Source organism: Pseudomonas sp. NEEL19, assembly GCF_028751975.1.
Taxonomy (GTDB): Bacteria; Pseudomonadota; Gammaproteobacteria; order Pseudomonadales; family Pseudomonadaceae; genus Aquipseudomonas; species Aquipseudomonas juntendi.
In genome coordinates, this window is the sequence record NZ_CP081491.1 from 1,390,275 (window position 1) to 1,403,679 (window position 13,405).

A 13,405-nucleotide genomic window follows, 5' to 3' on the forward strand; every position below is an offset into this window, starting at 1 on the left:
CCGCTGCATATCTTCTGACAAACACCTGCCAGCCCTGATGCGATCCCTGTGGCTTGCCCGCGATGGGCCGCAAAGCGGCCCCAGGGCCTCAGGCCTTGTTACCGACCAGGCTGTCGACCGCCGGCACGCGCGTGTCGCTCTCCATCTGCGCATCGTGTTCCAGCTGGTGGCTGAAGCGCTCCAGCGAGGCATTGGCCGGCTGTGAATCGCTGGCAAATACCGGCGGGCTGAGCAGGTACGCCGACAACAACTGGCTCAGGGCCGCCAGGCTGTCGATGTGCGTCCGCTCATAGCCGTGGGTGGCATCGCAGCCGAACGCCACCAGCGCGGTGCGAATGTCGTGCCCGGCCGTTACCGCCGAATGGGCATCACTGAAGTAGTAGCGGAACAGGTCGCGGCGTACCGGCAGGTCGTGGTCGCCGGCCAGTTTCAGCAAGTGCCGCGACAGGTGGTAATCATAGGGCCCCGACGAGTCCTGCATGGCCACGCTCACGGCGTGCTCGCTGGAGGCTTGCCCGGGCGCCACCGGCGCAATGTCGATGCCGACGAACTCGCTGACGTCCCAAGGCAGGGCACCCGCTGCGCCCGAGCCGGTTTCCTCGGTAATGGTGAACAGCGGGTGGCAGTCGATCAGCGGTTGCTGGCCGCTCTCCACCACTGCCTTGAGCGCGGTGAGCAGCGCCGCGACACCGGCCTTGTCGTCCAGGTGACGGGCGCTGATGTGGCCGCTGTCCGTGAACTCGGGCAGTGGGTCGAAGGCCACGAAGTCACCAATGCTCACTCCCAGCGCCTCGCAATCGGCGCGGGTGGCGCAATAGGCGTCCAGGCGGACTTCCACGTGTTCCCAGCTGACCGGCATCTGGTCGATGGCGGTGTTGAAGGCGTGCCCACTGGCCATCAGCGGCAGTACGCTGCCGCGGAACACGCCGGTGTCGGTGAACACGCTGACCCTGCTGCCCTCGGCGAAGCGGCTGGACCAGCAGCCAACCGGCGCCAGGGCTAGCCGGCCGTTGTCCTGCAGTTGGCGCACGCTGGCGCCGATGGTATCGAGGTGCGCGGATACGGCGCGGTCGGGCGAGGTTTGCCGGCCCTTCAAGGTCGCGCGAATGGTGCCGCGACGGGTCAGTTCGAAGGGGATGCCCAGTTCGTCTAGGCGTTCGGCCACGTAGCGCACGATGGTGTCGGTGAAACCGGTTGGGCTGGGGATGGCCAGCATCTCCAGCAGCACACGCTTGAGGTATTCGAGATCGGGTTCGGGGTGTCGCTCGGACATGGTTGAATACTCCTTGCTCCTGTGCCGGCCTTTTCGCGAGTGAACCCGCGAAGAGCCCGGCACTGGTTTACGCCAAAGGCCGGCTATGCGGGAACAGCAGGTCGATGAAACGCTCGGCCGTTGGCTGCGGTTCGTGGTTGGCCAAGCCGGCGCGCTCGTTGGCTTCGATGATCACGTACTCGGGCTGTTCGGCATCACGGACCATGAAATCCAGCCCGACCACCGGAATTTCCAGCGCCCGGGCAGCGCGCACGGCGGCGTCGGCCAGCACCGGGTGCAGGCGGGCGGTAACGTCTTCCAGGGTGCCGCCGGTGTGCAGGTTGGCGGTGCGCCGCACGGCCAGGCGCTGGCCGGAGGGCAGTACGTCGTCGTAACCCACGCCAGCAGCGCGCAGGGTACGTTCGGTTTCTTCATCCAGCGGGATACGGCTTTCACCCGCCGTAGCGGCCTGGCGACGACGGCTTTGGGCCTCGATCAACTGGCGCACACTGTGCTTGCCGTCACCCAGCACCTGGGCCGGGTGGCGAACGGCCGCTGCCACCACTTCATAGCCGATCACCACGATGCGCAGGTCGAGGCCGGCATGGAAGCTCTCCAGCAACACCCGGCTATCGAACTGGCGGGCATGGGCGACCGCCTGGGTCACGTCGTCGATGCAGGTCAGGTTTACCGCTACGCCCTGGCCTTGTTCGCCGTCAACGGGCTTGACCACCACCGCGCCATGCTCGTCGAGAAAGGCCAGGTTATCGTCGGCATTACCGGCCAATTGTTGCGCCGGCACCTGCAGCCCGGCAGTGCGCAGGGCATGCTGGGTCAGGCGCTTGTCCTGGCACAGCGTCATGGTCACGGCGCTGGTCAGGTCGCTGAGCGACTCACGGCAGCGAATGCGCCGGCCGCCCAGGCTGAGGGTGAACAGCCCGCCGGCGGCGTCATCCACCTGTACCTCGATGCCGCGGCGCAGTGCTTCGTCGACGATGATGCGTGCATAGGGGTTGAGGTCGGCCTGTGGGCCGGGGCCGAGGAACAGTTGCTCGTTGATGCCGTTCTTGCGCTTGACGGCGAAGGTGGGCAGGTTGCGAAAGCCAAGCTTCTGGTACAGGCGCTTGGCCTGGCGGTTGTCGTGCAGCACCGACAGGTCGAGGTAGGCCAGGCCGCGGCTCATGAAGTGCTCGATGAGGTGGCGCACCAGCACTTCACCCACGCCGGGGCGGGTGCAGTGCGGGTCGACTGCCAGGCACCACAGGCTGCTGCCGTTCTCGGGGTCATCGAAAGCCTTGGCATGGTTCAGGCCCATGACGCTGCCGATCACCGCGCCGCTGTCTTCGTCTTCAGCCAGCCAGTAGACCGGGCCGCCCAGGTGCCGAGGGGTGAGCAAGTCGGCATCGACCGGTAGCATGCCGCGCACCTGATACAAGGTGTTGATGGCCTGCCAGTCGGCCGGGTTCTGCGCCCGCCGCACGCGAAAGCCGCGGAATACCCGCTGCGCCGGGCGGTAATCGGTGAACCACAGGCGCAGGGTGTCGGATGGGTCGAGGAACAACTGTTGTGGCGCCTGCGCCAGCACCTGCTGCGGTGCTGCCACATACAGCGCGATATCGCGTTCGCCTGGGCACTCGCCCAACAGGTCGTCGGCCAGGTCGGCCGGGTCGGCATAGGTGTGGCCAATCAGCAGCCGGCCCCAGCCGCAGTGCACGGCACGCGGCTGTTGGTGGGGCTGGCTGCCGTCGCCGGCCAGGCGCGCCTGCAGGCGCTCGTAGGACGGCGCCTGGCCACGCAGCAGGCGCTGACCGTAGGCGATTTCGTGGGGTTTCATCGGTCAGAGTCCTTGTTCGCTCAGCCACAGGTTCAATGCTGCCAGTTGCCACAGCTTGGAACCGCGCAGTGGCGTCAATTGGCCGTGCGGGTTGCTAAGCAGGCGGTCGAGCATGGCTGGGTTGAACAGCCCACGGTCCTGGCTGGGGTCGGTCAGCAGTTCGCGTACCCAACCCAGTGTGGCGCCTTCCAGGTGCTTCAGGCCCGGTACCGGGAAGTAGCCCTTCTTGCGATCGATCACTTCATGCGGGATCACCCGCCGTGCGGCTTGCTTGAGCACCTGTTTACCGCCGTCTGGCAGCTTGAAGCGCGCCGGAATGCGTGCCGACAGCTCTACCAGGCGGTAGTCGAGGAACGGGGTGCGTGCCTCCAGGCCCCAGGCCATGGTCATGTTGTCGACCCGTTTGACGGGGTCGTCGACCAGCATCACGGTGCTGTCCAGGCGCAAGGCCTTGTCCACCGCCTGCGGCGCGCCGGGGCGGGCGAAATGCTCGCGCACGAAATCGCCAGCGGCATCGGTATCCAGCAACCATGGCGCCTGCACGGTATCGCGGTACTCGTCGTGGCTGCGGTCGAAGAAGGCGTTGCGGTACGCCGCGTAGGCATCGTCGGCGCCGTCCACCTGCGGGTACCAGTGGTAGCCGGCGAACAGTTCGTCGGCGCCCTGGCCGCTTTGCACGCCCTTGCAATGCTTGGCCACTTCCCGCGACAGCAGGTAGAAGGCGATGCAGTCGTGGCTGACCATCGGCTCGCTCATGGCGCGGAAGGCGGCAGGCAGCTGGTCGATGATTTCGTGCTCGGCAATGCGCAACTGGTGGTGGCGCGTGCCGTAGTGCCGGGCGATCAGGTCGGAGTACTGGAACTCGTCGCCGCGCTCGCCGCCGGCATCTTCAAAGCCGATGGAGAAAGTCGACAGGTCGTCCACACCGACTTCACGCAGCAGGCCGACCAGCAGGCTGGAGTCGACACCGCCGGACAGCAGCACGCCCACGTCCACGGCGGCACGCTGGCGGATGGCCACGGCCTCGCGGGTCGCGTCCAGTACGCGGGTGGTCCAGCCTTCCAGGTCCAGCTCACGCTCATCGGCGTTGGGCCCGTATTGCAGTTGCCACCAGGTCTGACGCTCGATTTCGCCGTGGCGGTCGATACGCATCCAGGTGCCGGGTTCCAGCTTTTGCACATTCGCCAGCAAGGTGCGCGGTGCCGGCACTACGGCATGGAAGTTGAGGTAGTGGTTGAGCGCCACCGGGTCGAGCATCGGGTCGATGTCGCCGCCCTTGAGCAGCGCTGGCAGGGTCGAGGCAAAACGCAGCCGCTCGCCGTTGCGTGACAGGTACAGCGGCTTTACGCCCAGGCGGTCGCGGGCCAGGAACAGGCGTTGGTTATCGCGTTCCCAGATGGCCAGGGCGAACATGCCGTTGAGTTTCGGCAGTAGCGCCGCACCCCAGGCGTGGTAGCCCTTGAGCAGCACTTCGGTGTCGCCGTCCGACCAGAACTGGTAGCCCAGGGCCTGCAGCTCCTGGCGCAACTCGGGGAAATTGTAGATGGCACCGTTGAACGCCAGGGACAGGCCCAGGGTGTTGTCGACCATGGGCTGCGCCGAGCCGTCGGACAGGTCCATGATTTTCAGGCGGCGGTGGCCGAGGGCTATCGGGCCCTGGCTATGGAAGCCCCAGGCATCCGGGCCGCGTGGGGCCAGGTGATGGGTAATGCGCTCTACCGCAGCCAGGTCGGCTGGGCGTGGCGCTTGGCCGATGGGGGTGAAACGTAACTCTCCTGCTAATCCGCACATAAGTCCTTACCGGTTTTTCCGTTGGGGAGGTGATGCCCCGGATTAGGGCACCTTAAGGAACTGACCTATATGCTTTATGAGAGTTTTAGAACAATCTGTTATATGCGGCCGCGGCCTGCGACGCTTTTCTGCCCAATCGCGACACCGGTTTTGCCTTGCCGGAACGACCCTGGGTCGCGATTGGGCTGCACCGCAGCCCCCGGCTCCATCACTTGCCCCGTATCAGCCTGCGCAGGGCGAACCGGTTAGGATGGCAAGCCTGCGCCACCCCCTGAGGCACCGGCAGCGGCTCCCCGCACACCCACGCCGCCAGCAGTTCCCCACTCAACGGCGCGGTGATCAACCCGCGCGAGCCATGCCCGCTGTTTACATACAGCCCGCCCAGCCAGGGGCAAGGGGCTTGCGGCACCTGTCGCGCATCACGCGCCAGTACCGCGTAGGTGTCGGCAAACGCCTGTGCATCGGCCAGCGGCCCGACAATCGGTAGGTAATCCGGGCTGGTGCAGCGGAATGCGGCCCGCCCTTGCAGGTGCTCAGGGTTCAGCGTTGCCACGCCCAGGCGTTGTGCCAGGTCGGTCGATATCTCGTCCAGCAACGCCAGGTTGCCCTGGTGTTCGGCCACCGTCGGCGCCAGGTTGTCACTGTTGAAATCAAAGCTCGCGCCCAAGGTATGTTCATCACCACGCGGCGGTGCCACGTAGCCCTCGGCGCACACCACGGTGCGCAGTGCCCGGCTGCCGGCGGTGGCCGGCAAGCGGGTGATCTGGCCCCGGATGCGCTTGAGCGGCAACCCGGCACAGGCGTCGAAGCGGCGGACCTCGGCGGCTGCGGCCAGAATCACCACCGGCGCGCTGGCCAGCAGGCGCTCGCCGGCCCAGGCTTGCCACTGGTCAGCCACTTTGCGCAGTTCGATGACTTCCTGGTGGGTCACCAGCCGGATACCAGGGTGCTGCAACTGCTGCTGGCACAGGGCAGGCGGGTGGACCCAGCCGCCTTCGGGGTAGAACAGCCCGCCAGCCGGCAGGGCGACCCCGGCGACGGCTTCAGCCTCGGTACGTTGCAGCGCGTGCAGCAGGTCGTGGTCGAACGCGCCAGCCAGTTTGCCCTGGCGCTCGGCTTCCTTGGCGTCGAACGCCAGTTGCAGCACGCCGCAGGCATCCCAGTCCTGGCCCCGTTGCAGGCGTTCGAGCTGGCGCCGGGTGTAGCCGAAGCCGGACAGGATCAGCTGCGACAACGCCGTGCCATGGGCGGACAGCTTGAGGTACAGCACCCCCTGCGGGTTGCCCGAGGCTTCCTGCGCGGGGGCGGCATGGCGTTCCAATACGGTCACCTGCCAGCCACGCCGGGCCAGGCTGGCCGCGCTGGCGCTGCCGGCGAGCCCGGCGCCGATCACCAGCGCCTGGCGGGGGCCCGGCGTGGCGGGCGGGCGTGCATACCAGGGGGCGCCAGGGGTGGGCAGGGCGCCGACGTAGGCGCCGCTCATCACTTCCCACTTCTTGCCGATGCCCGGCACCTTCTTCATGGCGAAGCCCGCTTCGACCAGGCTGCGGCGCACCCAGCCGGTGGTGGTGAAGGTGCCCAGCACTGTCCCGGCGTGGGACAGCCGCGCCAGTTGGGCGAACAGCTGCGGGGTCCACATGTCGGGGTTCTTGGCCGGGGCGAAGCCGTCGAGGAACCACACGTCGACCTGTGCATCGAGCTGCGGCAGCTGCTCCAGCACATCGCCGATCAGCAGGGTCAGGGTGACCCGGCCTTCGGCGAAGGTGAACTGCTGAAAGCCGGGGTGCACCGCCACATACTGGGCCAGCAGCGGCTCGGTGTAGGCGGCGAGCTCCGGCCACAGGCGTACGGCGCGGGCCATGTCGGCAGCGCCCAGGGGGTACTTTTCGACACTGACGAAATGCAGGCGTGCACCGCTGGGCGCGTGCTGGTCGAACAATTGCCACGCGCAGAAGAAGTTCATGCCGGTGCCAAAGCCGGTCTCGCCGATCACCAGGCTGCTGTGTGCGGGCAGGTTGGCGAAGCGTTCGGCCAGTCGGGTCTGGCCGAGGAACACATGCTTGGTTTCTTCGATGCCTTCGTTGACCGCGAAATAGACGTCGTCGTACTGCCGCGAATGGGGGCGGCCCTGGTCGTCCCAATCGATCTGGGCGTGCTGGAGGAGGGTGGATTCAGGCATGGCTGGTTCACTGGAGATGAGTTGCGAGTTGCAAGTCGCAAGTCGCTAGAAAGAGCAGATGGTGGCATGGCTTACATTTTCTTGCAGCTTGCGACTTCCAGCTTGCAGCTTCGAATTCCGCTAGTCTTGGTTATCCATTGAAGGAGCCATTGCATGTTCGAATCCGCCGAAATCGGCCACAGCATCGACAAGGAGGCTTACGACGCCGAGGTGCCCGCGTTGCGCGAGGCCCTGCTCGAAGCCCAGTACGAACTCAAGCAGCAGGCGCGCTTCCCGGTGATCGTACTGATCAACGGCGTTGAAGGCGCTGGCAAGGGTGAGACGGTAAAGCTGCTGAACGAGTGGATGGACCCGCGCATGATCGATGTGCTGACCTTCGACCAGCAGACCGACGAAGAGCTGGCCCGGCCGCCGGCATGGCGCTATTGGCGGGCCTTGCCGCCGAAGGGGCGGATGGGCGTGTTTTTTGGCAACTGGTACAGCCAGATGCTGCAGGGGCGGGTGCACGGGGTGCTCAAGGATGCCGTGCTCGACCAGGCCATCACCGGTGCCGAACGCCTGGAGCAAATGCTCTGCGACGAAGGTGCGCTGATCATCAAGTTCTGGTTCCACCTGTCCAAGAAGCAGATGAAGGCGCGCCTGAAATCGCTGAAGGACGACCCGTTGCACAGCTGGAAAATCAGCCCGCTGGACTGGCAGCAGTCGAAAACCTACGACCGCTTCGTACGCTTTGGCGAGCGCGTGCTGCGCCGCACCAGCCGCGATTATGCACCGTGGCACATCGTCGAGGGGGTCGACCCCAACTACCGTAGCCTGGCGGTGGGGCGCATCCTGCTGGAAAGCTTGCAGGCCGCGCTGGCCAACAACCCCAAAGGCAAGCACCAGGGGAACGTGGCCCCATTGGGGCGTAGCATCGATGACCGCAGCCTGCTGGGGGCGCTGGACTTGAGCGTGCGCCTGGACAAGGCCGATTATCAGGAGCAACTGGTGACCGAGCAGGCCCGCCTTGCCGGGCTGCTGCGGGACAAGCGCATGCGCCGCCATGCTCTGGTGGCGGTGTTCGAAGGCAACGATGCTGCCGGCAAAGGCGGGGCCATCCGCCGGGTGGCCGCTGCGCTGGACCCGCGCCAGTACCGTATCGTGCCGATTGCCGCGCCCACCGAGGAAGAGCGCGCGCAGCCTTACCTGTGGCGCTTCTGGCGGCACATTCCGGCGCGGGGCAAGTTCACCATTTTTGACCGCTCCTGGTATGGCCGGGTGCTGGTGGAGCGGGTAGAGGGGTTCTGCACGCCGGCTGACTGGATGCGCGCCTACAGCGAGATCAATGATTTCGAGGAACAGTTGGTGAACGCCGGGGTGGTGTTGGTCAAGTTCTGGCTGGCCATCGACCAGCAGACCCAGCTGGAGCGCTTCGAAGAGCGCGAGCAGATCCCGTTCAAGCGCTACAAGATCACCGAGGATGACTGGCGCAACCGGGACAAATGGGATGACTACGCCCAGGCCGTGGGGGACATGGTCGACCGTACCAGCAGCGAGATTGCACCATGGACGCTGGTAGAGGCCAACGACAAGCGCTGGGCCCGGGTGAAGGTGCTGCGCACTATCAACGAGGCGCTTGAGGCGGCGTTTGCCAAGCACAAGAAGTAGGTTGCCGGGTTTGGCCTCAAGCCATGCTGCAAAAGAATGACCTGATGAATTCTTTTCTCGGCACGTTCCCCCGCACCTACCCAGCAAGCCCGTAGAATCAAGCAATCGCCACCACGGGCTTGATCGAGGACTTTATGCATACCACTTCCGGCCGCTGGGGCTATGGCCTGTTCCTGGCACTCTTGACGGCGCTGCTCTGGGGCATTCTGCCGATCAAGCTCAAGCAGGTACTGCAAGTGGTCGACCCGATCACCGTCACCTGGTACCGCTTGCTGGTCTCGGGCGGCCTGCTGTTTGCCTGGCTGGCGGCCCAGCGGCGGTTGCCCTCCATTCGTAAACTGCCAGCAAAGGGCAAGGGCCTGGTGGCCGTTGCCGTCTTCGGCTTGATGGGCAACTACGTGCTGTACCTGATCGGGCTCAACCTGTTAAGCCCAGGTACTGCACAGTTGGTGGTGCAGATTGGCCCGGTGTTGCTGCTGGTGGCCAGTGTGTTCGTATTCCGTGAGCGTTTCAGCCTGGGGCAGGGTGTAGGGCTGCTGGTGCTGCTGGCGGGGTTTGGCCTGTTCTTCAACCAGCGCCTGGACGAACTGCTGACCTCGCTGGGGGCTTACACCACGGGTGTGCTGACCATATTGCTGGCCACCAGCATCTGGGTGTTCTATGCGCTGAGCCAGAAGCAGTTGCTGACGGTGTGGCATTCGCAGCAGGTCATGATGGTGATCTACCTCAGTTGCGCCGCGCTGCTCACGCCCTGGGTGCACCCGCTGCAGGCGTTGCAACTGACCCCGGTGCAGGGCTGGCTGTTGCTGGCGTGCTGCTTGAATACCCTGGTGGCCTACGGCGCGTTTGCCGAAGCGCTGGCGCACTGGGAGGCATCACGGGTGAGTGCCACGCTGGCACTGACGCCGCTGGTGACTTTTGTTGCAGTGGCGCTGGCGGCGCTGGTATGGCCTGACTATGTGCACGCTGAAGACATCAATGCGCTGGGCTATGTGGGGGCGGTGACGGTGGTGTTCGGCTCGGCCCTGGTGGCGTTGGGGCCATCGCTGGTGGCCGGCTGGCGTGCCCGCAGGGCGCGGTTGGCCCAGGTCCCTTGATCGCCTGTACTGGCCCCATCGCTGGCTTGCCAGCGATGGGGCCAGTACAGGCAATCAATAATTTAGCCTTTACCACCCGGTGCCAGCATGTTCTCCGGCCTTACCCACTGGTCGAACTGCTCATTGGTCAGGTACTTCAACTCCAGCGCAGCTTCCCTCAGGGTCTTGCCTTCGCTGTAGGCCTTCTTGGCGATCTCCGCGGCTTTGTCATAACCGATGTGCGGGTTCAACGCGGTCACCAGCATCAACCCGCGTTCCAGGTGTGCGGCCATCTGCTGGGCGTCGGGCTCGATACCCGCTACACAGTGCTGCTGGAAGTTGCGGCAGCCATCGGCCAGCAACTCGACCGACTGCAACAGGTTGTGGATGATCACCGGCTTGAACACGTTCAACTGCAAATGCCCCTGGCTGGCGGCAAAGCCGATCGCCGCATCGTTGCCCAATACCTGGCACGCCAGCATCGACAGCGCCTCGCACTGGGTAGGGTTGACCTTGCCCGGCATGATCGAGCTGCCCGGCTCGTTGGCCGGCAGGCGTACCTCGGCCAACCCGGCACGCGGCCCGGAGCCCAGCAGGCGCAGGTCGTTGGCGATCTTCATCAGGGCCACTGCCAGGGTCTTCAACGCGCCGGCCAGGCTGGTCAGCGGTTCATGGCCGGCCAGGGCGGCGAACTTGTTTGGCGCGGTGACGAACGGCAGCCCGGACTCTGCTGCCAGTTCGGCGGCAATGGCTTCGGCAAAACCGTGCGGGGCATTCAGCCCGGTGCCCACGGCAGTACCGCCCTGGGCCAGTTCGCACACGGCCGGCAGGGTGGCACGAATGGCACGTTGGGCGTAGTCCAGCTGGGCAACAAAGGCCGATACCTCCTGGCCGAAGGTGATCGGCGTGGCATCCATCATGTGCGTGCGGCCGGTCTTGACCAGTTTGTTGTGCCGCGCCGCCAGTTCGGCCAGCCCGGCCGAGAGTTCGCCGATGGCGGGCAGCAGTTTTTCCTGCACGGCCTGCGCCGCGGCAATGTGCATGGCGGTCGGGAAGCAGTCGTTGGAGCTTTGCGAGCGGTTGACATGGTCGTTGGGGTGCACGGGCGTTTTGCCGCCCCGGCCCTGGCCAGCCAGTTCATTGGCCCGCCCGGCAATCACTTCGTTGACGTTCATGTTGCTTTGGGTGCCGCTGCCCGTCTGCCACACGACCAGCGGGAACTGGTCGTCGTGCTTGCCCGCCAACACCTCGTCGGCGGCCTGTTCGATCAGCCGGGCGATGTCGGCCGGCAGGTCGCCATTGCGGTCGTTGACCCGTGCCGCGGCCTTCTTGATCAGCGCCAGGGCGTGCACCACCGCGAGCGGCATGCGTTCCTTGCCGATGGCGAAGTTGATCAGCGAACGCTGGGTCTGCGCACCCCAGTAGGCGTCCTCAGGAACTTCGACCGGGCCCAGGCTGTCTGTCTCGATACGGCTCATTCTGTACTCACTCCTGTGTAGTTCGAATTCGCAGTTTAGGCCTTGATTCGACCGAGCGGTTCAGTCGCTCGTCGTGCCACTTGAGCACCGCGCTACCACGGCGCAGAATGCTCTACTCTGAGGTACCCGCCTCCCTCTCTCTGAAGGAAATGCAATGACCCGTCTCCGTGTCCTTTGTGCCGCCGTTGCCCTGGTTTGCGCCAGCGGCCAGGTACTCGCTGCCACCGCCAGCCACAACGCTGCTGCCGAGAAATTCCTGACCCTGGCCAACGCCGACAAGTTGGGCACCCCGGTGTACATGCAGGTCCAGCAGATGTTCGCCCAGCGCTTCGCCCAGACCAAAGCCCCGGCCAGCAAGCAGCCGGTGCTGGAAAGCTACCAGGCCAAGGCCAACGCCGCGCTGGACAACGCCATCGGCTGGAACAAGCTGAAGCCGAAGATGGTCGACCTGTACACCCAGACCTTCACCGAGCAGGAACTCAAGGACCTGGTCAAGTTCTACGAGTCGCCGCTGGGCAAGAAAGTGCTGCGCGAAATGCCCAAGGTCACCCAGCAGTCGGCGCAGCTGACCCAGCAGAGCCTCGAGCCGGCAGTACCGGTGGTGAACAAGCTGCTCGAAGACATGACCAAAGAGCTGGACCCGAACGCTGGCAAGGCCGCCGCCCCAGCGAAGAAGTGAGTAAGCCGCAATGACCATGCAACAGCGTATCGAACAGCAGCTGGCCCGCCTGGCGCCGCAACACCTGCAAGTGCTCGATGAAAGCCACATGCACAGTCGTGGTCAGGAGACCCACTACAAGGCAGTGATCGTCAGCGAGCAGTTTGCCGGGTTGAACAGCGTGAAGCGCCACCAGAGGGTGTACGCCACCATGGGTGAGCTGATGGGCCAGATCCACGCCCTGGCCATCCATACCTACACCGGCGAAGAGTGGGCCAAGGTCGGCGCTGCACCGGCCTCGCCGGTGTGCGCGGGCGGCGGGCACTGAAACCTTGCTGTTGTTCTGGTAGAATCCTGCAAGATCCGGGGGCCGCTTTGCGGCCCTTTCGCGACACAAGGCCGCTCCTACAGCGACTGCACAGCCTGATGGCGGGTGCGATCCCTGTAGGAGCGGCCTTGTGTCGCGAAAGGGGAGCAAAGCGCCCCCTGTTTTTTTTGCCACACCGTCAAACCCGGTCCGCCCCTTACGAGGGCAACCACCTGGAGAACCTGCTTCATGTCCCAAGCCATCGTCGTCGCGGCGCTGTACAAGTTCGTTACCCTGCAAGACTACGTCGAGTTGCGCGAGCCACTGCTCAAAGCCATGCTCGACAACCAGGTCAAGGGCACCCTGCTGCTGGCCCATGAAGGCATCAACGGCACCGTGTCGGCCACCCGCGAAGGCATCGACGGCCTGCTGGCCTGGCTGCGCAGCGACCCACGCCTGGTCGATGTCGACCATAAAGAGTCGTACTGCGACGAACAGCCGTTCTACCGCACCAAGGTCAAGCTCAAGAAAGAGATCGTCACCCTCGGCGTGCCTGGCGTGGACCCCAACCAGGCCGTGGGCACCTACGTCGAGCCCAAGGACTGGAACGCCCTGATCAGCGACCCGGAAGTGCTGCTGATCGACACCCGCAACGACTACGAAGTGGCCATCGGCACCTTCAAGGGCGCCATCGACCCCAAGACCGAAACCTTCCGCGAGTTCCCCGAGTACATCAAGGCCAACTTCGACCCCAGCAAGCACAAGAAGGTAGCCATGTTCTGCACCGGCGGCATCCGCTGCGAAAAAGCCTCCAGCTATATGCTCGGTGAAGGCTTCGAGGAGGTCTATCATCTCAAGGGCGGCATCCTGAAGTACTTCGAGGAAGTGCCTCAGGAACAAAGCCTGTGGGATGGTGACTGCTTCGTCTTCGACAACCGCGTCACGGTGCGCCATGACCTGAGCGAAGGCGAGTACGACCAGTGCCACGCCTGCCGCCACCCGATCAATGCCCAGGAGCGCGCGTCCGAGCACTATTCGCCAGGTGTCAGCTGCCCGCATTGCTGGGACACCCTGAGCGAAAAGACCCGCCGCAGCGCCATCGACCGGCAGAAGCAGATCGAGCTGGCCAAGGCGCGCAACCTGCCGCACCCGATCGGTTACAACTACAAAGCCGAGGCCTGAT

General features: G+C 65.0%; 10 protein-coding genes. 5 read left to right on the forward strand and 5 right to left on the reverse strand.

Going from position 1 to position 13,405, the window contains the following annotated elements; genetic code table 11:
* Positions 1-88: 88 nt before the first annotated feature.
* The 4 genes from K4A76_RS06330 to mnmC all read right to left on the reverse strand — a co-directional run bounded on the left by K4A76_RS06330 (position 89) and on the right by mnmC (position 7,056).
* A complete protein-coding gene (locus K4A76_RS06330) occupies positions 89-1,273 on the reverse strand; it encodes an osmoprotectant NAGGN system M42 family peptidase (RefSeq protein ID WP_054912166.1) in 1,185 nt (394 codons plus the stop codon).
* Positions 1,274-1,340: 67 nt separating this feature from the next.
* Entirely contained in the window at positions 1,341-3,086 is a 1,746-nt protein-coding gene (ngg, locus tag K4A76_RS06335) for an N-acetylglutaminylglutamine synthetase (protein ID WP_274411747.1), read from the reverse strand.
* Positions 3,087-3,089: 3 nt separating this feature from the next.
* Complete coding sequence (locus K4A76_RS06340; protein ID WP_054890563.1) at positions 3,090-4,877, reverse strand: N-acetylglutaminylglutamine amidotransferase; 1,788 nt, start codon at positions 4,875-4,877, stop codon at positions 3,090-3,092.
* Between the two features lie 208 nt (positions 4,878-5,085).
* Complete coding sequence (gene mnmC / locus K4A76_RS06345; protein WP_274411748.1) at positions 5,086-7,056, reverse strand: bifunctional tRNA (5-methylaminomethyl-2-thiouridine)(34)-methyltransferase MnmD/FAD-dependent 5-carboxymethylaminomethyl-2-thiouridine(34) oxidoreductase MnmC; 1,971 nt, start codon at positions 7,054-7,056, stop codon at positions 5,086-5,088.
* Positions 7,057-7,209: 153 nt separating this feature from the next.
* Here mnmC and pap point away from each other — a divergent pair, with 153 nt between their 5' ends.
* Together pap and K4A76_RS06355 are read left to right on the forward strand one after the other, a co-directional pair.
* Positions 7,210-8,703 carry a polyphosphate:AMP phosphotransferase gene (gene pap / locus K4A76_RS06350; RefSeq protein ID WP_009681696.1) on the forward strand — a complete coding sequence of 498 codons (1,494 nt, stop codon included), beginning with the start codon at positions 7,210-7,212 and terminating at the stop codon, positions 8,701-8,703.
* 134 nt (positions 8,704-8,837) lie between these two features.
* Complete coding sequence (locus tag K4A76_RS06355) at positions 8,838-9,800, forward strand: DMT family transporter (RefSeq protein WP_054912801.1); 963 nt, start codon at positions 8,838-8,840, stop codon at positions 9,798-9,800.
* Between the two features lie 62 nt (positions 9,801-9,862).
* Here K4A76_RS06355 and K4A76_RS06360 read toward each other — a convergent pair whose 3' ends face one another.
* Complete coding sequence (locus tag K4A76_RS06360) at positions 9,863-11,257, reverse strand: class II fumarate hydratase (RefSeq protein WP_173887888.1); 1,395 nt, start codon at positions 11,255-11,257, stop codon at positions 9,863-9,865.
* A 154-nt stretch (positions 11,258-11,411) separates the two neighbouring features.
* Here K4A76_RS06360 and K4A76_RS06365 point away from each other — a divergent pair, with 154 nt between their 5' ends.
* The 3 genes from K4A76_RS06365 (at position 11,412) to trhO (ending at position 13,404) form a co-directional block, all read left to right on the forward strand.
* The gene (locus K4A76_RS06365; protein ID WP_009686015.1) at positions 11,412-11,936 is read left to right on the forward strand and encodes a DUF2059 domain-containing protein; all 525 of its coding nucleotides are present in this window, start codon (positions 11,412-11,414) and stop codon (positions 11,934-11,936) included.
* A gap of 10 nt (positions 11,937-11,946) precedes the next feature.
* Positions 11,947-12,243 (forward strand): BolA family protein, encoded by a 297-nt coding sequence (locus K4A76_RS06370; protein WP_274411749.1) that lies wholly within the window; start codon positions 11,947-11,949, stop codon positions 12,241-12,243.
* Between the two features lie 228 nt (positions 12,244-12,471).
* A complete protein-coding gene (trhO, locus tag K4A76_RS06375) occupies positions 12,472-13,404 on the forward strand; it encodes an oxygen-dependent tRNA uridine(34) hydroxylase TrhO (protein WP_009686013.1) in 933 nt (310 codons plus the stop codon).
* The last annotated feature ends 1 nt before the right edge of the window (position 13,405 follow it).